The 23,599-nt window shown below is 52.7% G+C and carries 24 protein-coding genes; 17 read left to right on the top strand and 7 right to left on the bottom strand.

Annotated elements, in window-relative coordinates; all coding sequences use genetic code 11:
* Positions 1-25: 25 nt before the first annotated feature.
* Together NSQ80_RS11510 and NSQ80_RS11505 are read left to right on the top strand one after the other, a co-directional pair.
* Positions 26-343 (top strand): spore germination protein, encoded by a 318-nt coding sequence (locus tag NSQ80_RS11510; protein WP_260070767.1) that lies wholly within the window; start codon positions 26-28, stop codon positions 341-343.
* 220 nt (positions 344-563) lie between these two features.
* Positions 564-1,610, top strand: coding sequence for an HD domain-containing phosphohydrolase (locus tag NSQ80_RS11505; RefSeq protein ID WP_260070768.1), 1,047 nt, complete (start codon positions 564-566; stop codon positions 1,608-1,610).
* A 93-nt stretch (positions 1,611-1,703) separates the two neighbouring features.
* On the opposite strand, the gene NSQ80_RS11500 is transcribed toward NSQ80_RS11505, so the two are convergent.
* Entirely contained in the window at positions 1,704-2,135 is a 432-nt protein-coding gene (locus NSQ80_RS11500; protein ID WP_009225973.1) for a VOC family protein, read from the bottom strand.
* Positions 2,136-2,513: 378 nt separating this feature from the next.
* Here NSQ80_RS11500 and NSQ80_RS11495 point away from each other — a divergent pair, with 378 nt between their 5' ends.
* From NSQ80_RS11495 to NSQ80_RS11460, 8 genes are all read left to right on the top strand, one after another.
* Entirely contained in the window at positions 2,514-3,377 is an 864-nt protein-coding gene (locus tag NSQ80_RS11495; protein WP_339299102.1) for a MurR/RpiR family transcriptional regulator, read from the top strand.
* A gap of 201 nt (positions 3,378-3,578) precedes the next feature.
* Positions 3,579-4,493: an N-acetylmuramic acid 6-phosphate etherase gene (murQ, locus tag NSQ80_RS11490; RefSeq protein ID WP_323076647.1), complete on the top strand. Its 915-nt coding sequence runs from the start codon at positions 3,579-3,581 to the stop codon at positions 4,491-4,493.
* A gap of 30 nt (positions 4,494-4,523) precedes the next feature.
* Positions 4,524-5,978 (top strand): extracellular solute-binding protein, encoded by a 1,455-nt coding sequence (locus NSQ80_RS11485; RefSeq protein ID WP_339299099.1) that lies wholly within the window; start codon positions 4,524-4,526, stop codon positions 5,976-5,978.
* Positions 5,979-6,063: 85 nt separating this feature from the next.
* On the top strand, positions 6,064-6,987 hold the full coding sequence (locus NSQ80_RS11480; protein WP_339299097.1) for a sugar ABC transporter permease: 924 nt from the start codon (positions 6,064-6,066) through the stop codon (positions 6,985-6,987).
* Positions 6,988-7,007: 20 nt separating this feature from the next.
* Positions 7,008-7,868: a carbohydrate ABC transporter permease gene (locus tag NSQ80_RS11475; protein ID WP_339299095.1), complete on the top strand. Its 861-nt coding sequence runs from the start codon at positions 7,008-7,010 to the stop codon at positions 7,866-7,868.
* A 16-nt stretch (positions 7,869-7,884) separates the two neighbouring features.
* Positions 7,885-9,105: an anhydro-N-acetylmuramic acid kinase gene (locus tag NSQ80_RS11470; protein ID WP_339299093.1), complete on the top strand. Its 1,221-nt coding sequence runs from the start codon at positions 7,885-7,887 to the stop codon at positions 9,103-9,105.
* Between the two features lie 41 nt (positions 9,106-9,146).
* Positions 9,147-10,289 carry a DUF1343 domain-containing protein gene (locus tag NSQ80_RS11465; RefSeq protein WP_339299091.1) on the top strand — a complete coding sequence of 381 codons (1,143 nt, stop codon included), beginning with the start codon at positions 9,147-9,149 and terminating at the stop codon, positions 10,287-10,289.
* A 17-nt stretch (positions 10,290-10,306) separates the two neighbouring features.
* Positions 10,307-11,230, top strand: a complete 924-nt coding sequence (locus tag NSQ80_RS11460; protein ID WP_339299089.1) for a BadF/BadG/BcrA/BcrD ATPase family protein — start codon at positions 10,307-10,309, stop codon at positions 11,228-11,230.
* An 80-nt stretch (positions 11,231-11,310) separates the two neighbouring features.
* Here NSQ80_RS11460 and NSQ80_RS11455 read toward each other — a convergent pair whose 3' ends face one another.
* Both NSQ80_RS11455 and NSQ80_RS11450 read right to left on the bottom strand, forming a co-directional pair.
* A complete protein-coding gene (locus tag NSQ80_RS11455; protein WP_339299087.1) occupies positions 11,311-12,675 on the bottom strand; it encodes a (Fe-S)-binding protein in 1,365 nt (454 codons plus the stop codon).
* On the bottom strand, positions 12,672-14,084 hold the full coding sequence (locus tag NSQ80_RS11450; protein ID WP_009225984.1) for an FAD-linked oxidase C-terminal domain-containing protein: 1,413 nt from the start codon (positions 14,082-14,084) through the stop codon (positions 12,672-12,674). The genes NSQ80_RS11455 and NSQ80_RS11450 overlap by 4 nt, the downstream gene beginning before the upstream one ends.
* Before the next feature lie 163 nt (positions 14,085-14,247).
* On the opposite strand from NSQ80_RS11450, the gene NSQ80_RS11445 reads away from it, so the two are divergent.
* The gene (locus NSQ80_RS11445) at positions 14,248-14,961 is read left to right on the top strand and encodes a FadR/GntR family transcriptional regulator (protein WP_339299085.1); all 714 of its coding nucleotides are present in this window, start codon (positions 14,248-14,250) and stop codon (positions 14,959-14,961) included.
* A gap of 92 nt (positions 14,962-15,053) precedes the next feature.
* On the opposite strand, the gene NSQ80_RS11440 is transcribed toward NSQ80_RS11445, so the two are convergent.
* Positions 15,054-16,169, bottom strand: coding sequence for a DNA alkylation repair protein (locus tag NSQ80_RS11440; RefSeq protein WP_260070778.1), 1,116 nt, complete (start codon positions 16,167-16,169; stop codon positions 15,054-15,056).
* Positions 16,170-16,321: 152 nt separating this feature from the next.
* Between NSQ80_RS11440 and NSQ80_RS11435 the strand changes: the two genes are divergently transcribed.
* The 3 genes from NSQ80_RS11435 to NSQ80_RS11425 all read left to right on the top strand — a co-directional run bounded on the left by NSQ80_RS11435 (position 16,322) and on the right by NSQ80_RS11425 (position 18,997).
* The gene (locus tag NSQ80_RS11435; RefSeq protein WP_009225987.1) at positions 16,322-17,632 is read left to right on the top strand and encodes an MFS transporter; all 1,311 of its coding nucleotides are present in this window, start codon (positions 16,322-16,324) and stop codon (positions 17,630-17,632) included.
* 112 nt (positions 17,633-17,744) lie between these two features.
* A complete protein-coding gene (gene ybaK, locus NSQ80_RS11430; RefSeq protein WP_339299082.1) occupies positions 17,745-18,230 on the top strand; it encodes a Cys-tRNA(Pro) deacylase in 486 nt (161 codons plus the stop codon).
* Positions 18,231-18,343: 113 nt separating this feature from the next.
* Positions 18,344-18,997 carry a YfbR-like 5'-deoxynucleotidase gene (locus tag NSQ80_RS11425; protein WP_009225989.1) on the top strand — a complete coding sequence of 218 codons (654 nt, stop codon included), beginning with the start codon at positions 18,344-18,346 and terminating at the stop codon, positions 18,995-18,997.
* 77 nt (positions 18,998-19,074) lie between these two features.
* Here the strand turns inward: NSQ80_RS11425 and NSQ80_RS11420 are convergent, their stop codons facing one another.
* A complete protein-coding gene (locus NSQ80_RS11420) occupies positions 19,075-19,998 on the bottom strand; it encodes a serine hydrolase (RefSeq protein WP_339299078.1) in 924 nt (307 codons plus the stop codon).
* Between the two features lie 16 nt (positions 19,999-20,014).
* A complete protein-coding gene (locus NSQ80_RS11415; RefSeq protein WP_036645906.1) occupies positions 20,015-20,341 on the bottom strand; it encodes a YnfA family protein in 327 nt (108 codons plus the stop codon).
* A gap of 169 nt (positions 20,342-20,510) precedes the next feature.
* On the opposite strand from NSQ80_RS11415, the gene NSQ80_RS11410 reads away from it, so the two are divergent.
* Complete coding sequence (locus NSQ80_RS11410) at positions 20,511-20,828, top strand: thioredoxin family protein (protein WP_036645941.1); 318 nt, start codon at positions 20,511-20,513, stop codon at positions 20,826-20,828.
* A 468-nt stretch (positions 20,829-21,296) separates the two neighbouring features.
* The gene (locus tag NSQ80_RS11405; protein WP_009225993.1) at positions 21,297-21,839 is read left to right on the top strand and encodes a polymer-forming cytoskeletal protein; all 543 of its coding nucleotides are present in this window, start codon (positions 21,297-21,299) and stop codon (positions 21,837-21,839) included.
* A gap of 42 nt (positions 21,840-21,881) precedes the next feature.
* Here NSQ80_RS11405 and NSQ80_RS11400 read toward each other — a convergent pair whose 3' ends face one another.
* The gene (locus NSQ80_RS11400; protein WP_339299074.1) at positions 21,882-22,607 is read right to left on the bottom strand and encodes a hypothetical protein; all 726 of its coding nucleotides are present in this window, start codon (positions 22,605-22,607) and stop codon (positions 21,882-21,884) included.
* A 133-nt stretch (positions 22,608-22,740) separates the two neighbouring features.
* On the opposite strand from NSQ80_RS11400, the gene NSQ80_RS11395 reads away from it, so the two are divergent.
* Positions 22,741-23,571, top strand: a complete 831-nt coding sequence (locus tag NSQ80_RS11395) for an AraC family transcriptional regulator (RefSeq protein WP_260070781.1) — start codon at positions 22,741-22,743, stop codon at positions 23,569-23,571.
* Positions 23,572-23,599 lie beyond the last annotated feature (28 nt).

Here is a 23,599-nt window from a genome sequence, read left to right as displayed (position 1 = left end):
ATCAGTTGATTGGAGAAGGGTTCTCATGCCAAGAATAATGTTATACGGCGGTTTTTATTTCGTTAACATTTCCGTCGCTATATATCGCCCTGGTGTCCTTTCACCAGGGGATGATTCCTTCCAAGCTGGCCTTTTCTACGGGATCATCCTGACCCTCATCATGATCTGCATTCACCTATCGAGACTGAACAGCTCCGGGGTTCCTTATTTAACGCCGTTGTCCCCCAGCTTTTATCGCGACTGGCGGGATATGGTCATTCGAGCCCCCTTACCGATGCTCACGAAGCGGCCCCAATTTAAGGCCCGCACCAAAGTTCGAGGCTCAACGGTGGAAACCAAATGAGAAAGGAGGACAATAGCTGAGGTGGGTATGGAGATCCGCCATGGAAGCGGAAGTGACGAGCTAAGGTCTTTTGGCCTGGATTTCAGTGAACAAGGCAGCAGCAGCCACCCCATCAAAACACGCCTTTAGGACTATTCAGGGCGGAGTGTGTTTGCGCGATATTTATAAGTATAAGGTAGATTTTAGGCGATGTACGCGCAGATTAAGAAGGGGGGGTCATATGAGAACTCACGTCATGGAGCTTCAGGAAGGGGACCGTCTGAGAACCGATGTGTTTAATCGAGCCGGTTTGCACATTCTTCCGAAGGGGACAAGCATTCATGCGGAGGAAATTGCCCTGCTGATTCGGCAAAGTATCGATTACGTCGATATCGAATTGCGCGAAGGGGAAGTTGCCCTGAACTCTGGTAAGAATTCAAGCTTCATCCAGCGTTTGCGCGATAACTTTTATTTTACGGTGAAGGGGTATCAGACGTTATTTTTAGAGGCGCTGACGACAGGGAAGTTTAATCAATCCATGGTTGAGCAGCATTTAGTGCCCATGCTTGAGGTCCTGGATCGAAATAAGGATGTCGTGTCACTCCTGATCGCCTTCACTGAAGAGGATGTTAATATTTATAACCACTCGTTGCAGGTAGGTCTGTTGTCCTATTATATTGCCACCTGGCTTGGACACCCGCCTAATGAATGTTATGAAATCAGCAAAGCGGGTTATCTGCACGATATCGGGAAGAGCCAGGTACGCCAATCGCTTCGCAACCGCGAGCATGAATTAACTGGGGAAGAACGGGAGGAAATGAATCGTCATACTTCCTACGGTTATGAAATCATCCGCCGATCGACAGGGGAAGAAGTGACGGCCCTCGTCGCACTTCAGCATCATGAACGGGAGGACGGCTCCGGTTTTCCGGCCAGCTTACGCAAAGAGAAAATCCATCCTTATGCCGAAATTGTTGCGGTAGCCAATGAATACATAGCGATGACGTCTCCAGACGCATCAGGTTCGCGGCAGGATATCTTGACCGTGCTGCGAAACATTTATAATCTCGGATTCGGCAAGCTGAATGAGAAGGCGGTTCAAGCGTTGACTGCCAATCTCCTGCCGAATTTCATCGGGAAGAAAGTGAAACTAAGCAACGGCGAAACGGCGACGATCGTATGGAACAACCCTACCGATATTTTCAAACCGTTGGTGCAAATCGACGAATGGCAGTTCCGGGATTTGTCGAGAGAACGAAATATTGAATTAGTACATGTGTTTGTCTAAAATTTCATCAATCCAGAGGAAACAACCCGCTTCTCAATCAAAAGAGAAGGGGTTGTTTTTTTGTTCGTACTACTTGGGATAGAAATGGCAGGTTTACTTGCTGTTTCTCCCGTCGTCATAACTGAGCTGCCATTCGATGCCGTATTTGTCCTTTAGGTTGCCGTAACAAGGGCTCCAGAACGTTTCTTGCAGCTCCATTTTAACCGAGCCGCCTTCTTTGAGGCGCTCAAACGCGGTAGTGATTTCCTCCCGATTGGTGCTGATCAGCGCCAAACTGATATTGGTTCCAACGGTATAAGGGGAACCCGGGAACACATCGGAGAACATCAGGTTGCTGCCGCTTATCTTCAAGTTGGCGTGCATGACCCGATCCTTCGCCTCTTCAGGAAGCGTATAATCCGGCTCTGCGGAGTGCGCTTCGCCGTAGGTCATAATTTGCGGCCGCTCCACGCCAAACGCCTGGGCGTAAAACTCAACCGCTTCACGGCAGTTGCCGTCGAAATACAAATATGCGTCAATCGGCATATCAATCTCCTCCCTTAAAAATCACTCGCTTATTCACATTTGACTCCCTTACATCATACCCAGAATCCGCGAACTCGAATCAGACAAAATCCATTACTGGGAGATATTAACTCCAATTTATTTTCACTATTTTAGAAAGAACATTTGATGAGAGATAAGGGATATATTCAGTAAGATAGAGACTTTTTGTTTACATTGCGATAATATAATTCGTAAATTAATATCATAAAGATGTTTATACTTTAAAATAAAATTCCAAAACTTAATGAATGAATTTCCAAAAAAATTCACATGGTTTGCTTGTTTTTTGTCAGCTTTGCGCTTAAGATAGGATTGCAAGTCTAGTAAACATATCCAAATAGTGAAGTAGGTATGAAGATGGTAATTCATGATAATATTTTGATCAAAATTCGCGATATGAAGGAGAATCTGACGCCGGTCGAGCGCATGGTAGCGGAATATATTCTCGCTAATACGGAAGACATTCCCCACCTGTCGATCAAAAGCTTGGCCAAGCTGAGCAAAACAAGCGATGCTTCTGTGCTTCGGTTCTGCAAAACGATGGGATACAGCGGTTACCGTAGCTTTATCGTCAGTATTTCAGCGGCGCTTGGCTCGATGGACGACGAGCGGAAGGACCAGTACACGGATATCCAACCGGGCGACGACCTGGATACGATTATCGCCAACATTTCGCGCAACAATATGAAGTCCATTGAGGATACGTTAAGCGTGCTGGATCGCGGTGAGGTTGCCCGTGCCGTTAAAGCGCTGCGGGCCTCCAACCGCATTGTGTTCTTTGGGATCGGCGCCTCCGGATTGGTGTGTCAGGACGGGGAACAGAAATTTTCACGAATTAATAAAATGTGTCATTCGTACACCGATGGGCACAGTCAGTTGACCGCGGCGACATTGCTTGGCAAAGGTGACGTTGCCATCTTCGTCTCTAACTCCGGAAATACCTTGGAAATCATAGAGACACTGGAGATTGCCAAGAAGAACAACGCTACGACCGTCGCCATTACCAAATACAACAAAAGTGAGCTTGCAGATAAGGCGGATATCCTGCTTGGCATTTCCACACCCGAGATCACCATGCGTAGCGGGGCGATGGGTTCCCGGATTGCGATGCTAACGATCATTGATATGCTGTTTGCTGGGGTGGCCAGTGCGGAATATCAAAATGTGAAGAAGTATTTGACCAAAACGCACAGTATTTTAGCCGCGAAACACAAAAGATAAGAGTATCAAGCTCCACGAGACATGGGATCCTGACGATCCAATGTCTTTTTTTGTTGAAAAAAGGAGTAAAAAATCAAAAATATATTACATAGTAAAATTTTATTTCAAAAACTATTGACGGGGTAAAGTTTACCACCGTAAACTAAGACTCAAGTAAAGGGTGGATCAAACCAGATCATCAGTGAGGAGAATGAAGACGCCATGGAAGAATATTATGCAGGTCTGACGACGGAGGCTATCAACCAGAACACGCTAAGGATTGATGAATGCTCAACCGAAGAAATGCTGCGTCTGCTGAATCGGGAGGATGCCACGGTGCCCGCCTCCGTTGCTGCGGAAATTCCGCAGATCACCAAGGCGGTGGATCTTCTGCACCAACTGCTGATGCAGGGGGGGAGAATGTTTTATATCGGGGCAGGAACTTCTGGTAGATTGGGGGTGCTGGATGCTTCGGAATGTCCACCAACCTTCGGCGTTGATCCTGAGCTGGTGCAAGGGCATATCGCTGGTGGAGACATCGCTTTAAGAGCAGCTGTCGAAGGTTATGAGGATAACGAAGAGGAGGGGATCGCATTAATCGAACGGCTTGGGGTGACGAACAAGGATGCTGTGATCGGTATTTCTGCCAGCGGCAGCGCCAGCTTCGTCATCGCCAGCCTGAAGAAAGCTGCCGAGCTGGGGGCGACGACCATTGGCATCGTCAACAACAAGGCATCCAAGCTGGAGGCCGTCTGCGATATTTGTATCTCACCTGTCGTAGGGCCGGAAGCGATTATGGGTTCAACCCGTCTGAAGGCGGGAACGGCGCAGAAGCTGGTGCTTAACATGCTCACGACCTGCACGATGGTGAAGCTGGGGAAAACGTACAATAACCTGATGGTGGACTTGAAGGCTAGCAACAAGAAGTTGTATGACCGTTCCATCCGCATCCTCAAAATCGCCACCGGCGTCGACAGCGCAACCGCTGCGAAAGTGCTGGAAGAGGCATCGCTGAACTGCAAGCTTGCGATCCTGATGATTAAGACGGGGATGAAGGCCAAGGAGGCCGAGCGCGTATTAAGCGAGTGTGACGGAAATCTCAAGCTGGCTATTCGCACACAAAACAAAGTGGTTTAGCACGATAATCCAGGGGGAGGATTTTTTGCTATGAGAAAAATGCATGTATTGGCATCCGTATTGGCATTAACCATGTCGATCAGCTTATTGACGGCATGCGGGTCGGGGAACAAAGCCGCGAACGGCGGCAATTCCGCCGCTCCCAACAACACGAATGGCGCCGCTGAAGCGCCTGCCGAGGCCAAAGACACGATCACCGCGTTACTCCCGCCGGTTTCTGGCAACTTCCAAAGTCGTTTTGAGGAAATCGAGAAGGACTTCAACGCCCTTTATCCCAATTTAACCTTAAAGATTGAACCGGCCAGCTGGGAGGACATGACGCAGAAGCTGGATACGCAGGTTAACGCCGGCAGTCCCCCAGACATTGCCTTTATCGGATCGGATGGGATCTCCAAATACGTGCAGCAAGGGATGTTGATGGACATCACCGATACAGTGACCCCGGAAATGGTCGCGGATTTTGATCCGACGCCGCTCGAATACATGAAGAAAGCGGATGGATTGTACGGGTTCCCGGCCTACATGGAGGTTCACGCCCTTGGCGGCAATAAGCAGTTCCTTGAAGAAGCGGGAATCGATTGGAAAAGCGTGCAGCAAAACGGTTGGACGTACGAAGAGTTCCGCGAAGCGATCAAAAAAGGCGTCGTGAAGGAAGGCGATACGATCAAACGGTACGGCTTCGTGTTCGCAACAGCCGGGGTGACGGCCAAGGATTATCTGAACATCCTCATTAAAAATGCCGGGATGCCTGCCGCGTTCACCAAAGACTTGAAATTTGCTTACACCAGCAAAAATTACTTGGAAGTGCTAAAGGCGGTACGGCAAATGATCGATGACGGCTCGATGCCGAAGGAGCTGAGTTCCGTCGATGCCGGCAAACGCTGGAACATGTTCCTGACCGGTCAAACGATGATTACCGGGAAAGGGCTGGCCACCTTCGAGAACTCGGCAAATCAAAACAATGAGAAGCTGAAGGCCAATGACGGCAGTGCGGTCGCTGGCAGCATTCCGGTTGAGTACATTGTCCTTCCTGTCCCCACGTTCCTAGGTCAAGAGCCGGTCTCCAGCACAGTCGTGGACGGTTATGTCACCTTCCGCGGCAAGAAGGAACCCAGCGCCGAGCATAAAGCTAACGTCGTGAAGGCGGCCTACTATCTAGCCAGCGGCAAAGTAGCGGCCTTGACGAACAATGACCTGTTTGCGGCTCACATTACCAAGAGCGGCAGAGAAGCGGCGAAGGACCTGACGGTGAACCGGAATCCGGATAACGTTGCCGCAGTCGAAACTTTGTTATCCCACGCCAATCCGGCACGTCCGGATATCCCGGTGGAGCTTGGCGCCCAGGCGATCAAGCTGGAGGATGAAGTGATCATTCCGAAGCTGCAAGCCTTGTTGGCTGATGAGATTACGCCGGAGGAAATGTACGAAGCCGTCAAAAAAGAAGCGATCAAGATGTTTGGGGAAGACGGCGTAGTGATCGACTAACCAATGGAGGATCGGATAGCCGTGGGGAAGGTCTGCGGCTATCCGAACCGCTTTTTTTACACTAGCGAAAAGGAGTTTGGACACGATGGCCCAGTTGGCAAAAATGCGGACGACAGGCCCAACCAAAAGAAAGATGCTGCGGATCAAAGGAGACACGAGCTGGGCATACGCTTTTATCGCCGTGGCGCTGGTCGTCTACGCCGTATTTACCGCCTATCCTGTTGTCAGCGCTTTGATTATCAGTTTTCAGGAATACAAACCGCTGGGTTCCCAGTTTGTCGGATGGGAGAATTATGCAAACACCTTCACCGACAGCTTATTTTGGAAATCGATCAAGAACACGATTGTTTATACCGTTTTAACCGTTCCGGTCTCTTTGTTCCTGTCATTTGTGATCGCCATCATGATCCATCCGCTGCGTAAAGGAATGCAAACGACCTTTAAAGCGATCTATTATTTGCCGGCGGTGGCATCCGGTGTAGCCCTGTCGGTTGTCTGGCTATGGATCTTTGATCCAATGACGAGCGGGATCTTAAACCAGCTGCTAGGCTTGTTTGGCATCACGAACCAGAACTGGCTGGGTTCCAGCTCAACGGCGATGTTCTCGCTGGTGTTGATGGCCTGGCTGTCCAGTCACGGCACGAGCATTATCATCTATTTGGCGGCGCTGCTTGGCATTGATCATAGTTACTATGAAGCGGCGGAGCTGGATGGGGCATCGTTCCTCCAGAAGATCTGGTACATCGTAATTCCCTGCCTCAAGCCAACAACGTTGTTCCTGCTGGTGACCGGCGTAATCGGTTCTTTCCAGGTGTTCCAGAACGCCTATCTGATGACTGGAGGCGGTCCGGATAACGCGACCACGATGGTGGGGCTGCTGATTTTTAACAATGCCTTCAAGTATTTTGAATTCGGGGAGGCGGCGGCACAATCCTTGATTCTGACGGTGATTATTGCCGGCATTTCGCTGCTCCAGTTCAAATTTATGGGCAGCGACATCGAATATTAGCGCGGGAGGGAGGATGAACCATGGCACTATACAGCACCCATACCGGCCATCCATACGTTAGGCGAATCCGCAACGCAGGGCTCATGATCGTTCTTCTGCTTTTTGCGCTGGCGACGCTGTTTCCGATCTACTTCATGATCATTTCCTCCTTCGGTGATCCCGTGGAAGCGGGGGCCTTAAGCTATTCGTTGTGGCCGGGCAAAATATCGCTGGATTCCTACAAGTTTTTCTTCGACTATAGCGAGTATTCCTATCGCTGGCTGTTTAATTCGCTGATTGTGGCGACCAGCGTGATGGTGTCGAATGTCCTCTTTGCGACCTTGGCGGGATACGCCTTCTCCAAAATTCGTTTCCGCGGCAGATCGGTGTTGTTTTCGATTATGCTCTGCGCGATGATGATTCCGTATCAAGTAACTCAGGTGCCGCTTTACATTTTGATCGTGAACGTGTTTCAGATTGAAAATACATACGGTGCGTTGATAATGCCAGGTCTCGTCACCGTATTTAACATCTTTCTAGCCAAGCAGTTCATGACTTCCATTCCGTTCGAAATTTTAGAATGCGCGAAGGTGGAAGGCTGCAACCAGCTTCAGATGTTCACGAAGATCGTTCTCCCCCTCTCCAAAACCGTGATGGCGGTTATGGCCATTCTCACCTTTATGGATAGCTGGAACACGTTCTTCTGGCCGTTTCTGGTCACGAACACGATGGACATGCAAACGATTCAGGTGGGGCTCAAAAACTTCCGATTCGCGAACACCACGTACTTCGCTCCGATGATGGCGGGGGCGACGATCTCGGCCTTGCCGATGTTCATCTTGTTCTTCAGCTTGCAAAAATATTTCCTGGAAGGCGTCACGGTTGGCGCGGTGAAGGGGTGAACCTGGAGGTGAGGGGATGGGGCGTCCTCGCGGAACTTCTGCGGCTTACCGCTATGCGGTAGGTTTGATGTCAGGAACCTCGGTCGATGGCATCGATGCCGCTGTGATCGCCATTCGCGGTAACCTGGATGGTAGTGAAAAACCGGAAGTCCGATTGGTAGCGTACGAAAACACGCCATACTCAGATCAGGTTCGGGCAGAGATCTTTGCGATGTTTGATCCCCGGCAAGCGACGATCGACCGGGTAGGTCGTCTGAACGTGTGGCTGGGGGAGTTGTTCGCTCAAGCAGCGCTGGCGATAATTCGGAAGGCGGGGTTAACTCCCGGCGAGATCGCCTGGATTGGCTCCCATGGCCAAACCATTTATCATGCGCCGAACCCGAGCCTCGTGGATGGCCTCGATTTACGGCATACCGTTCAAATCGGGGAAGGGGCGGTGATTGCAGCCCGGACAGAAATCCCTTGCGTCTCTGATTTTCGCGTCGCGGATATGGCCGTGGGAGGCCAAGGGGCTCCGCTTGTGCCGTATACGGAATATTTGCTGTATCGGGAGGAGAAGCGAACGTTGCTGCTGCAAAATATCGGGGGGATCGGAAATATGACCGTTCTTCCCCAGAACTGTCGGTCAGATGAGGTGTATGCATTTGATACGGGGCCCGGGAACGTATTGATCGATGGTGTGGTGACGCGCCTGACTCGAGGCGCAGCCACGATGGATGTTGGCGGAAGTCTGGCCCGGCGCGGCCAAGTGCATGCCGGGCTGCTTGAAGAATTAATGCAGGAGCCTTATTATGAGCAGCCGATTCCGAAGTCAACCGGACGAGAGTTGTTTAATGCGGCCTACATTGACCGTCTGTTAGAGCACCAGGCACGGTATGTTCTTTCAGCAGAGGATCTGGTGGCTACGGTCACCCGGCTTACGGCTTGGACGATTGGTGAAGGATATCGGAGGTTTGTTCGGGCCCAGCATGCGGCCGATGTGTTGATCGTTGGGGGAGGCGGGAGCTATAATCCCGTGCTGATGAGCAAGCTGCAGGACGAGATGAATGCGATGGGGGTTGCCGTGATGACTCAAGAGGATCTGGGGTTTCACAGCGACGCCAAAGAGGCGGTGGCGTTTGCGTTATTAGCCGGCTGCACGCTGGACGGGGTGCCAAACAATCTCCCGCGGGTAACCGGGGCGGCTCATCCTGTGGTGATGGGGAAGATCAGTTATTCGCCTCCGGAGCGGGAATGACAGTTGGCCAACGTCAATTCATGAGAGAGGATGGCATCATCATGGTTGAAAACGGGATTGATCGGCTTTCGGAATATGCCAAGCTGCTGCAAGGCCATCGGCTTGGGTTGATCACAGCGCCGACCGGCCTCACCTCGGACTTTGTGTCTACGATTCAGGTGCTGCATGACGAGTTTCATTTGACGGCATTGTTCTCGCCCGAGCATGGCGTTCGCGGCGATCAGGCAGCCGGTGCTCTGGTAGACAGCTATATCGATCCGATCACGGGGGTGCCGGTACATAGCCTTTACCGGAAGGATTCCAAGCGGCTGACACCAGAGATGCTAGAGGAAGTTGATGCGGTCGTCTATGATATTCAGGATGTGGGCATACGGTACTATACTTACATTTATACCTTGCTTTACGCGCTGGAGGATTGTGCTGCAGCGGGCAAATCTTTTATTGTGCTGGATCGGGTAAATCCGCTGGATGGCGTCACGGTGGAAGGCAATGTGCTTAAGCCGGGGTTTGAGTCGTTTGTCGGCAACTATCCGCTTTGTGTACGGTACGGTCTAACTGCCGGGGAAGTGGCTCGCATGATCAACGAGCAAATGGACTGGAACGCCGAGCTGCACGTGATCCCGTGCCGAGGCTGGGACCGGAGTATGCTGTTTCCGGAAACCGGGCGGATCTGGGTACATCCATCGCTCAATATGCCTCGGTTTGAGACTGCATTGCTGTATGGAGGTACCTGCTTGTTTGAAGGGACGAATCTATCGGAAGGGCGCGGCACGACGTTCCCGTTTGAAATGATCGGTGCACCTTATATTCAGCCGGAGAAGCTGGCCGCGGAATTGAATGCGAAGCGATTGCCGGGCGTGCTGTTCCGGCCGGTGTATTTTAAGCCAACGACCTCCAAACACGAGGGGGAGCTCTGCGGCGGCGTCCAGTTGTATGTGACCGATCCTCGGGCGTTGCATGCGGTGGAGACCGGATATATCCTGCTGGATACCATTCGTCGAAACTACGAGGAATTTGCTTTCCTGCCGCCGATGCAGGAGAACCGCTTGTCCTTCATCGATATGCTGAGCGGCGACAAGCTGCTTCGCGAAGGGACTTTGCCGCTTCCGGAGATGCTGGAGCAATTTCGGGAAGAAAGCAAGGCGTTTGCCGAGATGAAGCAGCAATATCATCTCTATGCCTGAGGGGAGGCTAGATTCAAATGAGATATGTCGTTGGCATCGACGGCGGCGGTACCAAAACGAAAGCGACGGTGGCGGATGAGACGGGGAATGTTGTTCGCTCGTTCGCCGTCGGTCCGCTTAATCTCAACGGTCAGGATGCCGGATCGGTGGAACAAACGCTAGATCATCTGCTGCGGATCGTAGCGGAGGTTTGCGGAGGGCTAGAACATTGCGTGCAGATGTGCCTCGGTGCGGCGGGGATTAGCAACCCTGTCGCGGCGGAGCGGCTGACGTCGCTGATCCGATCCGGCGGTTACCGCGGCGGGCTCGACCTGGTTGGCGATCACGAAACCGCCTTGTGCGGCGCATTAGACCGCTCGCACGGCCTGATCCTGATCGCCGGCACCGGGTCGATCTGCTTCGGGCGGAACGCTCGCGGGGAAACGCATCGAACTGGGGGCTGCGGCCACCTGATCGATGACGAAGGCAGCGGCTATTCCATTGGCCGCGAGCTGCTGAGCGCGGTCGTCCGGGCGGCGGACGGACGAAGCGGCCCCACGGCGATCACGGAGCTGGTCTATGCGCAGCTGGAGATCGATTCGGTGCGGCAGCTTATCGGATTCGTGTACAGCAAGGACACGAACAAGAAGGACATTGCCGCACTGGCCCCGCTGCTGTCGCCAGCCTGCGAGCTTGGCGACAGCACGGCGCTGGCGATCGCGCGGCGCAGCGCGATCGCTTTGGCGGAGATGGCCGCTCCCGTGGCCAGCCGGCTCGCCCTGGAGGAGGGCGAGCTGGCGCTGGCCGGGAGCGTGCTGCTCCGCAGCGCGCACGTGCAGGCGGGCGTCAGGGAAGCGCTGAACGAGCGCTTCCCTAGGCTCACCTGCACGCTGCCCAAGCATGACGCGGCCTACGGCGCGGTCATGCTGGCGCTGCGCGCGCTTGCACTCGGGCGGGGCTAAGCCGCCCGGGCGCACAAAAGGCGTTTCCCTTAAGGTTACATCAGGGGAACGCCTTTTATATGTGGTCTGATCAGCAGAACCTACAGAGCCCGGTCTAATAGATCCATAATATGCACGGCTTCCATCTGCCCATTCAAGCCGGCTCGGTGAATTCCTTGCTTCATTTGCAGCAGACAGCCCGGGTTGGAGGTGACGATGAGGTGGGCTTTCGTATCCTGGACTTGTTCCATCTTGTCGTCCAAGATCTGCATCGACATCTCAATTTGAGTAAGGTTATACGTACCAGCCGAGCCGCAGCAGCTATCCGGCTGGCGCATTTCAACGAGCTCCAGTCCCGGGATGCGGCGCAGCAGCTCACGGGGCTGGTTGCGCACACCTTGACCGTGGGCGAGATGGCACGAATCTTGATACGTGACTTTGCAATTCAGCGGCTTGCTGAACTGGAGAGGAGGGAGCTCGGCCAGCAGCTCGTTCGCGTCGCGGTTGCGGGCAGCAAACCGCTTGGCCCGTTCCTCCCAAACCGGATCGCCTTTGAACCAGTGCCTGTATTCCTTTAACGCCGCCCCGCAGCCTCCAGCATTGTTGACGATGAAGTCAACGCCGGCCTGCTCAAACGCCTCGATATTCCGTTTGGCTAACTCCTTGGCGCCGGCCATCTCGCCGGAATGGGCGTGCATGGCCCCGCAGCAGTTTTGCGCTTCGACAAACACGACGTCGCAGCCGGCTTTCGTTAACAGCCGCGCTGTTGCCTGATTTGTCTCGAAGAACATCACGTCCATCACGCAGCCGGTGAACAATCCGACTGTCAGCTTGGTTTCCCCTTCAGCTTTCATTCGTTGTTCCCGCTTGCGGCGCTCGCGCGGGGAAGCAACCGTTTCGACCGCCTTTTGCATTTCGCGCAGCGCCTTAGGCAGTACCCGGATCAGGCCGGTCCGATTGGCAAAGGCTTGCAGACCCAGCGCTTGAACGCCCCACAGGATATTCCCCAGACGACGAACGCGTTTCGGATACGGGAAAATTCGTTGGAAAATCAAGCTGCGCAAAGCTGAGGGCTTCACTGTCTCTTGTTTCGTTTCCTGTACGACCTGGCGAGCCGTTTCCAGCAAACTTCCGTAAGGCACGCCGGCCGGACAGGCCGTTTCACAAGCCCGACAGCCCAAGCAGGCGTTCATATGCTGCTCGAATTCCTCATTTACAGGGAGCTGACCAGTAGCCACGCCCTTCATTAAAGCGATCCGTCCGCGGGGACTGTACGTTTCCAGACCCGTTTGCTGATAGGTCGGGCAGGTAGGCAGACAGAACCCGCAGTGCATGCAGTTCATAATTTCATCGAGATCAAACGGTTGTAGGCGGTTACCGTCCGAATGGGGCAAAGGGAGGGGCGCAGTTCCGCCGCAGACAGGGGAGGTGAACTCCTTGCGTACCATATGTTTTTCTCCGCTCATCGCTGCACCACCAATCTTCGCCGATTAGAAACGGTAAATATTTTGCCGGGATTCAGGATTCCATTCGGATCAAAGGCGGCTTTGATGCGCTGCATCAGTTCCAGGCTGGCTTCGCCGGTCTTCAGGTGCAAGAAGTCCTTCTTGGCCAAGCCAACGCCATGCTCGCCGGTAATCGTCCCTCCCAAGCGAATCGCCGCGTGAAAAATCTCCTCAAACGCCTTCTCAACGCGTTCGATTTCCTCCCGGTTCCGTTCGTCCGTCATACAGGTCGGATGAAGGTTTCCGTCGCCGGCATGACCAAACGTACAGATTTGCAATCCATACTTCTCGGCGATCCGTTCGACTTCCTCCACCATTTCCGCCAGACGGGAGCGAGGAACGGTGGCGTCCTCCAAAATCGTGGTTGGCTTGAGCCGAGAGAGGGCGGACAACGCCGCACGCCGCGCGGCCAGCAGCTTCGCGCCTTCCTCCGGGGAGCTTGCCACCTCTACTCCGGCAGCGCCATGTTCTTTGGCGATCCTAGCGATTCGCTCGATATCGCGGTCAACGACCTCGGCCGGGCCGTCTTGTTCAATCAGCAGCATCGACTTCATTTCCAAGGGGAGACCGAGGCCTGCGAAATCGTCCACGACCTTCATCGTTCCTTGATCCATGAACTCCACGGTGGCCGGGATAATTTTAGAGGCGATGATGGCTTCGACGGTTTTGGCCGCATCCACCAGATTCCGGTAATAAGCGACCAGCGTTCGCTTTGTTTCCGGCAAGGGGAGCAGCTTGAGCGTAACCTCCGTGATGACGGCAAGCGTTCCTTCGGAACCAACGAGTAACCGTGTCATATCATAGCCGGCGACGTCCTTGACGTTCTTCCCGCCGCAGCGCAGGATCTCGCCCGAAGGCAGCACGTATTCAAGTCCCATGACATAATCCTTCGTTACACCATACTTGAGTCCGCGCATCCCGCCGGCCCCTTGGGCGATATTTCCGCCAATCGTGGAAATCCGCATGCTCCCGGGGTCTGGCGGATAGAACAGGCCCATTGCTTCTACGGCTTGATGCAGGTTGGCGGTTACAACTCCGGGGCCAACCGTCGCCGTCAAATTTTCCGTATCAATTTCGTGGATTTGGTTCATCCGGTTCATGTTGAGCACGATCCCGCTTTGGGTTGGAATGGTGCTGCCAGCCAGATTGGTGCCGGATCCCCGGGTGATAATCGGAATCTGGTGCGTATCGGCCAACTGCAAAATGCCGGAAACCTCTTGAGCCGAGGCGGGAAACACGACCGCGTCAGGCAAGGCTTGGTACATCGGCGTGGCATCGTAGGAATAGGCATACAGCTCGGCAGGGCGGTCCAACACCCATTTGTCGCCGACGAGGGCTTGAAGCTGCGCTTTCACTTCGGGACTAATCAATTCACATTCCTCCCGCTTTCTGGTATAAACTTATAATTAGTCAGGTCATCAGATGAATTTTAAATTTGAAATAAATCTACCATATCGCTGGTAAATTGTATAGACTGTAATTTAAGAATGATGTTTGTTTTTAGGAAGGCTGCGGTCGGAAGAGGGAGAAGTCATGGATTTAGGCAAAAAAAATTACGAAATCATCACCGAGGAACTGGAGCGGATCATTGAAACCGGGAAGGTGAAGCCGGGCGAGAAGCTGGAGACGATCGAAAATATGGCCAAACGCTATCGCGTTGCCCGTTCCACAGTCCGCGAAGCGATCAGCCATTTGAAAGCCCGGGGCCTGCTGGAGACGAGGCAGGGAGGCGGAACCTACGTCCGGGCGCAGGCGTTGGAATCGATGGCGGCCCAGCAAATCAAGAACCGCGAGGACTTGCAGCAGCTGCTGGAGGTGCGCAGCATTCTGGAGGTCGGGAGCATCGAGCTGGCGGCACTCCATCGGAGTGAAGCTGATTTGGCTGAGCTCTCAGAGATCGTTGGTCTGATGGAGGAAGCGATCGGGAACGAGGAAATTAGCCAGGTGCATGACGTCAATTTTCATTTGGCAATTGCCAAGGCGACGCAAAACCCGTTGCTCCGTCAAATGATGGAAAGTATCTCGGCCATGATGATGCGTACCATCCGCGACAGCCGGAGCTTGTGGCTGTTCAGCGAGCAGGAATCGGCGCACCGCCTGTTCCAGGAGCACCGCCAAATGCTGGAGGCGATCCGAGAACAGAATCCGCGTGCGGCGGCCGACCTTATGCGGACCCATTTGACCAAGGTAGGACATGCGCTAATGGGAGCTTCGGACAAGCCTGGTGCCCCGGAATCCATTGAATAGATACAAGCACAGAAAAGACCTGAATCATTACGATCAGGTCTTTCTTTAGATTTCAAGACGTATAAGTATTACAAGCTCAACCAGATTACTTCTTATGCTTCGTCACCAGCCTGCAGCATTAGATGGGTTGCCGCCGTTTCCACGCCGTTGACCAGCAGCACGATGCGGTGCTCGCCGGGGTAATGGCGGCGGGTGGACAAGTCGGCCCAGCTATGCCGCCGGGAGCCGCTGAGGCGTGAACCGCCGGCAACTGTTCTGTCCGAGAGCAAAAATAGCTTCCTCGACGTGCGACCTCCGGCTTTGACGAAATCGATGCCGTATTCAATGCGCACCTTGGCCGGTTGACCTGAACGGATCGTCAGCTCGTAACGGAGCTCGCTGCTATCGCCGATGCGCAGCGCGTTTGGCTCGATGACGAGCGACGCATCGGTTGCCAGAGGCTTGCTGTCCTCGCCAGTGGCGTAACCAAACAGCTCCAGCACCTCGGGACCGCCGCGGCGGATCAGCGTCCGGCAGCCATGGCGAATGATCCAGTCGGTGTGCGGGTGGGATCCTTTCCAGCGCCGGGCGATCTCCAGGACCAAGTCCGGGTGGTCCTTGGCGATGTCGTTCAGGTTGTTGGCCACACTCTTGCGGACATACAAGCTCGGATCGGCCTTCAGTTGCTCCAGGATCGGCAGGACCGGCGCCGGATCGCGTTTGAACATCGGCAAAGCTTGTCCCCACGGCAGGCGCGGCCTGCAGCCTTCGCTGGCCAAGCGGCGTACATGCTCATTGTCATGCTTCGCCCATGCCAGCATCTGCCGCATCATCCGCTCGGGATCCCGTTCAATAAACGAACGGACGGCAAACTCTGCGGACGATTTCGATGTAAAACGCTCCAGCGCCTGCATTGCAAGCTCCCAGTCCGATTCGGCCTTACCATACACCTCAACGAAATCGGGAAAGAACAGGTAGGGGAACCCCACGCAGGTTTCATCAATGGCATACAAGATGTCAAGCGCTTCCGAAAACCTTGCGGGCAGCAAAGCGCCCAGCTTTAACGAGATCTGCCGCATCCGCGCCTTGAGCTCCAGGTTGTCCCAAGTTTCGTCCATCACGTCAGCCACGAATCGTTCCATATCGAAGGAAGCGTAGGACTCCTTCACTTTGCTGCCGAATTCACGCAGAAATTCCTCACTATAAATCGATTTTAACGTATCAGCCATATCCATTCTCCGTTCTATTCCAAACTGAAGTTGAAAGTTTCAAGGGTCTATTTTACGATAACGATTTAATTCAGCGCAAACCATTACGATACACGCAGTTAACGTTATTTGATTATAATCTAACCATTTGTTAGTGAAAGGGGAAGCCCCAAATGAATAAATCGGCAATCCGTGCTTGGATTCTGTATGATTGGGCCAATTCCGCTTATGCGACGACGGTGTTGGCTGCCGTGCTGCCCATCTTTTACGCCGGGGTGGCTGCGCAAGGGTTAAGTGAAACAACTGCGGCTTCCTATTTGGCCTATACGCATTCTATCGGCATGGCGCTGGTGGCAATTATCTCTCCCTTGCTGGGATCCATCGCGGATTTATCGGGCCGCAAAACGACGTTCCTGACCTGGTTTGCGCTGCTTGGCATCGCAGGGACGCTTGGGTTCGCGCTCGTCGGACCGGGGGATTGGCTGCTTGCTTCAGCTTTACTTGTGGTGACCACCGTCGGCTTCTCCGGGAGCCTCACCTTTTATGATGCGTTGCTGCCTGACTTGGTACCCTCGCCATACCGGGATGACGTTTCGGCAAAAGGATATGCAGCCGGATATATCGGCGGCGGGATATTGCTGGCGGTAAACCTGCTGATGATCCAACAGCCGCAATGGTTTGGGATGAAGGATGAGCTTGCGGGCACCCAGCTTTCTTTCTTGACCGTGGGGTTTTGGTGGCTTGTCTTCTCGCTGCCGTTGATGCGAAACGTACCCAACCTCCCGAAACAAGCATCCGGCCTTACCGCTGGAGGATACCTGCGGGCCGCCTCCAAGCGGCTTGGCGGTACGTTTAAGGATATTCGCCGTTATCCGCAGCTGTTTCGGATGATCGCGGCCTTCTGGTTTTACAATGATGGGATCAATACGATTATCCTGATGGCGACGATCTATGGCACGACCTTGGGGATTGGCACGAGCGATTTGATTTTGGCCCTGTTGATCACGCAATTTGTGGGATTTCCCAGTACCATCCTGCTTGGAAAAGCGGCAACGCGTCTCGGCCCCAAACGCGTGTTGATCGCTACGCTGTGGACCTACGTCGTTATCGTTCTCTTGGGCTTTGGCATGAGCAGCGCGTTGCATTTTTATATTCTCGCCGTGATGGTGGGTCTCGTGCAGGGAGGCAGCCAATCGATTTCCCGCTCGATTCTAAGTGAGCTGATGCCGCCGAACCGGACGGGCGAATTTTTTGGTTTCGTCAATATTACAAGTAAGTTTTCTTCCATCTTTGGACCGTTTGCTTTTGGGCTCATCGGACAAATTACCGGCAATTCGCGCATGGGGATCTTGTCGTTGCTGCTGTTTTTTGGCTTAGGAATCGCCGTCGTGATGAAACTGAATCTAAACCGAGGGAAAGCGGATGCCTTGCGGAATGCAGACGATCCCTTCCCTACCGAAACGAAGCCGCCGGCAACGGCTTAAAGCTTACTGGTCGGAAAAACAAATTAAACCGTCCCCGGCCTGTCCTGTTTCCTGCAAAAATGCTACGATAATTTCTATACAGAACCCTGGAAGATTAGAGGAGTGGAGACCCATGGCCGAAGTCAAAACCAATGCCATGCGCATGCTGGACAAGTCCAAAACGCCATACCAAATCTTTGCTTACGATGCCGAGGACGGGCAAATTCATGGAACAGCGGTGGCGGAGAAGATCGGCAAACCCGCCGAACAAGTCTACAAAACGCTGGTGGCGCATCAAGGTTCATCGTTATTTGTGTTTATTATTCCGGTTGCTGAGGAGCTGGACCTGAAGAAGGCGGCCAAAGCCGCCGGGGTCAAAAAGATTGAGATGCTGCCGCTGAAGGATTTGCAGCAACATACCGGCTATGTCCGCGGCGGCTGCTCTCCGATTGGGATGAAGAAGCTGTTCCCCACCTTTATCGACAGCCGGGCCGAAGGATTGGAAACGATTCTTGTATCGGCGGGACGGATTGGGTTGCAGATGGAACTGACGCCTCATCAGCTAGCGGCCCAAGTCAAAGGGAAATTTGCGCAATTGATTCGTGAAAGCGGGGATTAAAGACGGGGATGAACGAGCCCAAGGATCGCTAAGGGAAACGCAGGATTTGACATGCCGATAACAATCGCCATCTATACTAGAGGTAAAACCTAAACAGAAGGATGGCTGATCCGATGGGAATCCATGCTTATTTTCGCTCCTTAAACGAATTGGAACGCATTTATCGCTGTCCCGGAAGGTTCAAGTTCGAAGAACATAGCGTGGCGGCGCATTCCTGGAAGGTCGTGCAGTACGCTAAGACTTTAGCTGATATTGAAGAACAGCACGGCGTTGCTATAGATTGGAAAAAACTGTACGAAATCACGAGCAGCCATGATTATGGTGAGATTTTTATCGGGGATATCAAAACACCGGTCAAACATGCCTCGGCCGAGCTCAGGAACTTGATTCAGCAAGTTGAAGAAGGCATGGTGCACAATTTCATCGACGAACATATTCCTGTGGAGTTTAAGCCGATCTTTCGCAACCAGCTCCGCGAAGGAAAAGACGGTTCTGTTGAAGGGCTGATCCTGGAAGTTGCCGACAAGCTGGATCAGGTCTATGAAGCATTTGCCGAGCTGCAGCGGGGCAATACGGAGAAAGAGTTCGTCAAGATGTACCGCGATGCGTTGATCAAAATCAAAAATATTCGGCTCCATTGCGTCGATTATTTCCTCCGTGAAATTTTGACGGACATGGTGCTCGAAGGGACAAGCTCGCCCATTGATATTAAGCAGATTACCGAGGAAGCACTGGAGCAAGCGGGTGGAGTTTTAACCCGCGCCTAAAAGTAGCCCATTCCAATTCGCTGGAATGGGCTGTCCCGCTGTCATCTGAGATGACTGCGGGATTACCCCTTTTTTCCTTATAAATAAGGTGCAATCCATAAACGGAACAGTTCTGTTGGAGGACGGTCCCGCTTCCGTTTATCGTTAGTCAGCACAACAACCGTCTCCAAGAGTGGAATGACATAAATGAACTGCCCCCCATATCCGCGAGCATAGAAAAAATCAAATTTCGACTGCCCGTCCTCTCCATAGACGTCCGTCCACCAATGCCAAGCATAACAGCCGCGCCAAGGAGCTTCGACATCAATCGCAGGCTTTACGGATTCCGCCAAACGTTCCGCCTGGATCACCCGCTGGCCTTCCCATTCACCGCCCTGCAAGTAGAGCAAACCAAATTTCAACATGTCCGTTGGACGAAGCCACATGCCAAATCCGCCGGTGTGGATGCCCTGCGGATCCTGCTCCCAGCGGTACGTCTCGATGCCCAGCGGGCCGAACAGATGCTCCTCGGCAAATTGGGCGACTGGCATACCGGAGGCTTGGACCAGGATCGCCGACAGCAGCTGCGACGCGCCGGAGTTGTACTCCATCCGGTCACCGGGGCGGTCAGCCATCGGCTGATCCAGCGCAAACTGAACCCAATTAGGCGAACGGGTCATCCGCGGAAAAGAGTTATGCCCGCCAAACTCCGTCCAATTCCACCCGCCCGTCATGGTTAACAGATGACGCAACGTAATCTCACGTTTTCGCTCATCCGGATCTTCCTCCAGCTGCGGAAAGAAGCAGCGAATCGGAGTGTCGGGAGGCGGCAGGAGACCGCGGTCCCAGGCGATGCAGAACAGGGCGGAGAGAAAGCTCTTCGTACAGGAGTTAATTTTGGCGAGCTCGTCCACAATTTGTTCGTTCCGGTAATGTTCAAGCACCAGCCTGCCTTGGGTGTGGATTAAACAGCTTCTTAAATCAAGCGGCGCGATGGCTGCCGAAATGGAAGATAAGTTCATAACCTGGATGTCCTTTCTAATGTCGTGGTGCCCAGAGAATAATGGAGACGCCGATCAGACAAATGGCGGCGCCAAGCCAATCGTAGAGATCGGGGGTTTTCTTGTCCACCCACCAGCCCCATAACACAGCGAGCGCAATAAATACGCCGCCATACGCTGCATAAACGCGGCCAAAGTTTGGAAACTTCTGCAGTGTTGGGATGATGCCATATACGATCAAAATCAGGCTGCCAGCGATTCCGTACCATAGCGGTTTGGATTCGCGCAACCACAGCCAAACTAAATAGCCACCGCCGATTTCGGCGAGTCCGGCGACAACAAACAAGAGGATTGCGAGGAGCATGATGCAGCCCCGTCCTTTCACGTTATTTTTACCAAAGATTGTACCATGGATCCGCGAAGATGAAACCTTGATGAAGACGCTGGCGTCTTTGCACGGATGCGCTATAATCAATGTAGAGCAAATTTTCAAAATTAAACTATCAAAACTACAATTAAAGGAGTGGATCCGGATGGAACGTGTCCAATCGGAATCGCAATTCGAACAATTAATTCAAAGAGATCAGTATACGGTGATCAAATTTGATACGACCTGGTGCCCGGATTGCAAGAACCTCGACCGGTTTATCGGGGATATCATCCAGGAGCATCCGGACAAAGAGTTCTACGCGATGGATGCAGAGGAATTCCAGCCGCTGGCTGAAGCCAATGAGGTGCGAGGGATTCCCAGCCTGCTCGTCTATAAAAACGGGGAGAAAATCGCCCACCTGCACAGCAAATTCGCCAAGACGCCGGGGCAAGTCCGCGAATACTTGGAGAGCTTAGCTTAAAGCGGCAGAAGGGATGTTCTTCGCCCAACCTTAATAAGGGGATGAGGAACATGAAAATTACGTCGACTTGACTGTAGCCGGCATCGGACGATTGAGTTTCCATACGCAGGATGAGTTCTCGCTAGCCGCTCTCGGACGGATGGAGGCCGAGGTTTAAATTACGCGTTCAGGGCTGATACCCTTGGATTTGTGGTGGTAACCCGCGCATCCGCCCGAGCCAATTCCGTGATGCCATCCCACAGCACACGGCGGCTCCGCGTATCAAGTCCGGTTGTAGGTTCGTCGAGGAACAGTACCGGGCGGCAGCGGTCAAGTCGAACTTACGAGGTTTTGAGGAGGGAGCGTCAAAGATGAACAAGCTGTGACCAACAATGTGAAATTTCGCACATATAAGTGAAAAAAATCACATTAACAAAAGCCGCTTTTTTTTATAATTCAAACTGAAGAGAAAAACAGGAGGGAAACAACATGAAAATGGTCAAAGGATTGGTTGTAGCCGGGCTTGCTGCAGCACTGCTGGCAGGTTGCGGTTCGAATGACGGGAACTCGGCGGCAAACGCCAATAAACCTGCGGAGCAAACGGACGCCACCACATCGGCTTCGATCGTAAATCAAGCGGATGCGTTCGTGAATGCAGTGAGTGAGAAAGGGACTTGGATCATCGCGATTCTAAACGACTTGACGGTGGATCAAGATGTTGTTGTAGCCGGCGAATTCCACGATAAAAACGATGCGTCGAAGGACATCTACCGCAAGATCGCGTTGTATGCGCAGGATGAAGACCATAATGTTACTGCTTCTTACACCTTAACGGTTCCGAAATTGATCGTACAAAGTGAAAACCTGAGAATTCAAGGCGGTACCGTGAAAGGTGACGTATATGTAGAAGCGAACGGCTTCAACCTGTACGAAAACGCTACGATTGACGGCAACCTTTACTTCGCCAATGCCGACGTGCAAGCCAGCGCGAAAATCGACGGCAAAGTAACAGGTGCAACGGAAGTTAAATAACAGCAAAACGAAGGGCCAACCGAATGAGGTTGGCCTTGTTTTTTAGATGAAGAACGATTGGATGAAAACATAGATTCCTAAACCAATAATCGCGATACCGCTGATTTTACAGGAGACATAATAGAAATCGCTTGGTTCCGCCTCGCGCACCCATAACCCGTGTAAGGAGAGATGAAATAAGACGTTTTGCAGCTTCTCAAAGCGGAATAAGCTCCATCCGAAAAACATGAGCACATAGGAGCCGTAGTAGAGCAGCAAGCTCCCCTGTTTGCTGTGGTATTCGGGAAAGGCCGCTCGGACGATCATACTAGGACTATACAAGCCAACGTGTTCGTCGATGGGCTGGGGGACACCATTGATGTTCCATGAGATTTCAGGGACCAACTCGCCCTGATCGTCCAGCCACAACAAGATCTCGTCGTGCGCTTCCACCTGGAACCGCTCCCCTGACGGATAGATCACCTCATAGCGTGGAACCCACTGGGCTTCCAGAACGTGGACCTCATATTCCTGCCGATCGATACTTACCCGCTTTTGGCCCGGATCGTTACCGTTCATGACCACGACCTCTTGACCGTCATAGGATCGATACGTTACCGCCTGCGGCTCCTGATGGATCGGTCTGAATTTGTCCCCATGCAAGTAAAACACCGCTTCCGAAAAATAAGGCGCTGTCCAAACACTTATTCCAATAATAACGAGGAGTGCAATTAACAGCTGGGCCCGAGTCGTCCTTGTCCACCGGGTGAACCAAGGTTTTAACTCCACATTATTATCCTCCCCCCAATCAGATACTATATTTACGTCTTCTTAGGGGTGAGGTTGCGGTTTGCCCGTCCGTATGGTCTAATCGCAGTAGCTGCGTTCTGCAGCGGAAGTCTCGATCAGGAGGCGAGCGGTCATGAACCTGAACCATTTACATTTTCATATCCATTATTGCAATAGTAAGCAGCCGAATGACGGTAAGCAGCTAAGAAATCATATCCGTCGAACGCTTACGCACCACGAATTGCTGCTCGTCACCGGAGGAAAGGGCAGTATTACGTTGAACCGCAAGAAGCATCTCGTTCAAGAAGGCATGTTATTTTATATCCACGCGGGGTTACCCCATCACATTCAGATGGATGAAGCGGATCCAATCTGTTTCTATTCCGTCCACTATAGTTATGCGGGCATCCGCTTTGATGACGGGGCCTGGTCCATCGGGCAGGAAACCGAGCGCTTGCCGCTTCCGCCCATGCAGATTTTGCAGAACGGTTATTTGGTTGAGGATGCCTTTCGCCGGCTGGCGGCAGCCTGGTTCGCTAAACTGCCGGGGTATGAGCTGCTGACGAGAGCCGGGCTGGAGCAACTGCTGTATGAAATCTTGGTCCATGTGAAAAGACAAAATCAGAACCACGCGGTTGCGCTCAAAATCGAGAAAGTGATTCAGTATATGCGCGAGCATCTTGGCGAGCGGCTTACGTTGGCGGAGTTGTCGGATCTGGTGCATTTGTCCACGTATTATCTGTCGCGGGCTTTTAAACAGACGACCGGATTTACCGTCATTGAGTACTTTAACAAACTGAAGATCGATAAAGCCAAAGAGCTGATTCTAGAAAGTGATAAAAAAATCAAAGAAATCGCGTTGGAGCTCGGTTTCGCTGACGAATTCTACTTCAGTCGAATTTTTAAACGGACCGAAGGGATGAGCCCATCGGAATATTACAGCAAAATCGTCCATGGAGTTTAAGATAATGCATGGAGTAAAGCTAACCTTC

The organism is Paenibacillus sp. FSL K6-2441, assembly GCF_037964765.1.
Taxonomy (GTDB): domain Bacteria; phylum Bacillota; class Bacilli; order Paenibacillales; family Paenibacillaceae; genus Fontibacillus; species Fontibacillus phoenicis.
This window is presented reverse-complemented; position numbering and strand designations above follow the sequence as displayed.

What these genes read in the sequence shown, in the direction of transcription:
- NSQ80_RS11510 (WP_260070767.1), top strand. Translation starts at nt 26, where the DNA reads ATGCCAAGAATAATGTTATACGGCGGTTTTTATTTCGTTAACATTTCC.
- NSQ80_RS11505 (WP_260070768.1), top strand. Translation starts at nt 564, where the DNA reads ATGAGAACTCACGTCATGGAGCTTCAGGAAGGGGACCGTCTGAGAACC.
- NSQ80_RS11500 (WP_009225973.1), bottom strand. Translation starts at nt 2,135, where the DNA reads ATGCCGATTGACGCATATTTGTATTTCGACGGCAACTGCCGTGAAGCG.
- NSQ80_RS11495 (WP_339299102.1), top strand. Translation starts at nt 2,514, where the DNA reads ATGGTAATTCATGATAATATTTTGATCAAAATTCGCGATATGAAGGAG.
- murQ (WP_323076647.1), top strand. Translation starts at nt 3,579, where the DNA reads ATGGAAGAATATTATGCAGGTCTGACGACGGAGGCTATCAACCAGAAC.
- NSQ80_RS11485 (WP_339299099.1), top strand. Translation starts at nt 4,524, where the DNA reads ATGAGAAAAATGCATGTATTGGCATCCGTATTGGCATTAACCATGTCG.
- NSQ80_RS11480 (WP_339299097.1), top strand. Translation starts at nt 6,064, where the DNA reads ATGGCCCAGTTGGCAAAAATGCGGACGACAGGCCCAACCAAAAGAAAG.
- NSQ80_RS11475 (WP_339299095.1), top strand. Translation starts at nt 7,008, where the DNA reads ATGGCACTATACAGCACCCATACCGGCCATCCATACGTTAGGCGAATC.
- NSQ80_RS11470 (WP_339299093.1), top strand. Translation starts at nt 7,885, where the DNA reads ATGGGGCGTCCTCGCGGAACTTCTGCGGCTTACCGCTATGCGGTAGGT.
- NSQ80_RS11465 (WP_339299091.1), top strand. Translation starts at nt 9,147, where the DNA reads ATGGTTGAAAACGGGATTGATCGGCTTTCGGAATATGCCAAGCTGCTG.
- NSQ80_RS11460 (WP_339299089.1), top strand. Translation starts at nt 10,307, where the DNA reads ATGAGATATGTCGTTGGCATCGACGGCGGCGGTACCAAAACGAAAGCG.
- NSQ80_RS11455 (WP_339299087.1), bottom strand. Translation starts at nt 12,675, where the DNA reads ATGAGCGGAGAAAAACATATGGTACGCAAGGAGTTCACCTCCCCTGTC.
- NSQ80_RS11445 (WP_339299085.1), top strand. Translation starts at nt 14,248, where the DNA reads ATGGATTTAGGCAAAAAAAATTACGAAATCATCACCGAGGAACTGGAG.
- NSQ80_RS11440 (WP_260070778.1), bottom strand. Translation starts at nt 16,169, where the DNA reads ATGGCTGATACGTTAAAATCGATTTATAGTGAGGAATTTCTGCGTGAA.
- NSQ80_RS11435 (WP_009225987.1), top strand. Translation starts at nt 16,322, where the DNA reads ATGAATAAATCGGCAATCCGTGCTTGGATTCTGTATGATTGGGCCAAT.
- ybaK (WP_339299082.1), top strand. Translation starts at nt 17,745, where the DNA reads ATGGCCGAAGTCAAAACCAATGCCATGCGCATGCTGGACAAGTCCAAA.
- NSQ80_RS11425 (WP_009225989.1), top strand. Translation starts at nt 18,344, where the DNA reads ATGGGAATCCATGCTTATTTTCGCTCCTTAAACGAATTGGAACGCATT.
- NSQ80_RS11420 (WP_339299078.1), bottom strand. Translation starts at nt 19,998, where the DNA reads ATGAACTTATCTTCCATTTCGGCAGCCATCGCGCCGCTTGATTTAAGA.
- NSQ80_RS11415 (WP_036645906.1), bottom strand. Translation starts at nt 20,341, where the DNA reads ATGCTCCTCGCAATCCTCTTGTTTGTTGTCGCCGGACTCGCCGAAATC.
- NSQ80_RS11410 (WP_036645941.1), top strand. Translation starts at nt 20,511, where the DNA reads ATGGAACGTGTCCAATCGGAATCGCAATTCGAACAATTAATTCAAAGA.
- NSQ80_RS11405 (WP_009225993.1), top strand. Translation starts at nt 21,297, where the DNA reads ATGAAAATGGTCAAAGGATTGGTTGTAGCCGGGCTTGCTGCAGCACTG.
- NSQ80_RS11395 (WP_260070781.1), top strand. Translation starts at nt 22,741, where the DNA reads ATGAACCTGAACCATTTACATTTTCATATCCATTATTGCAATAGTAAG.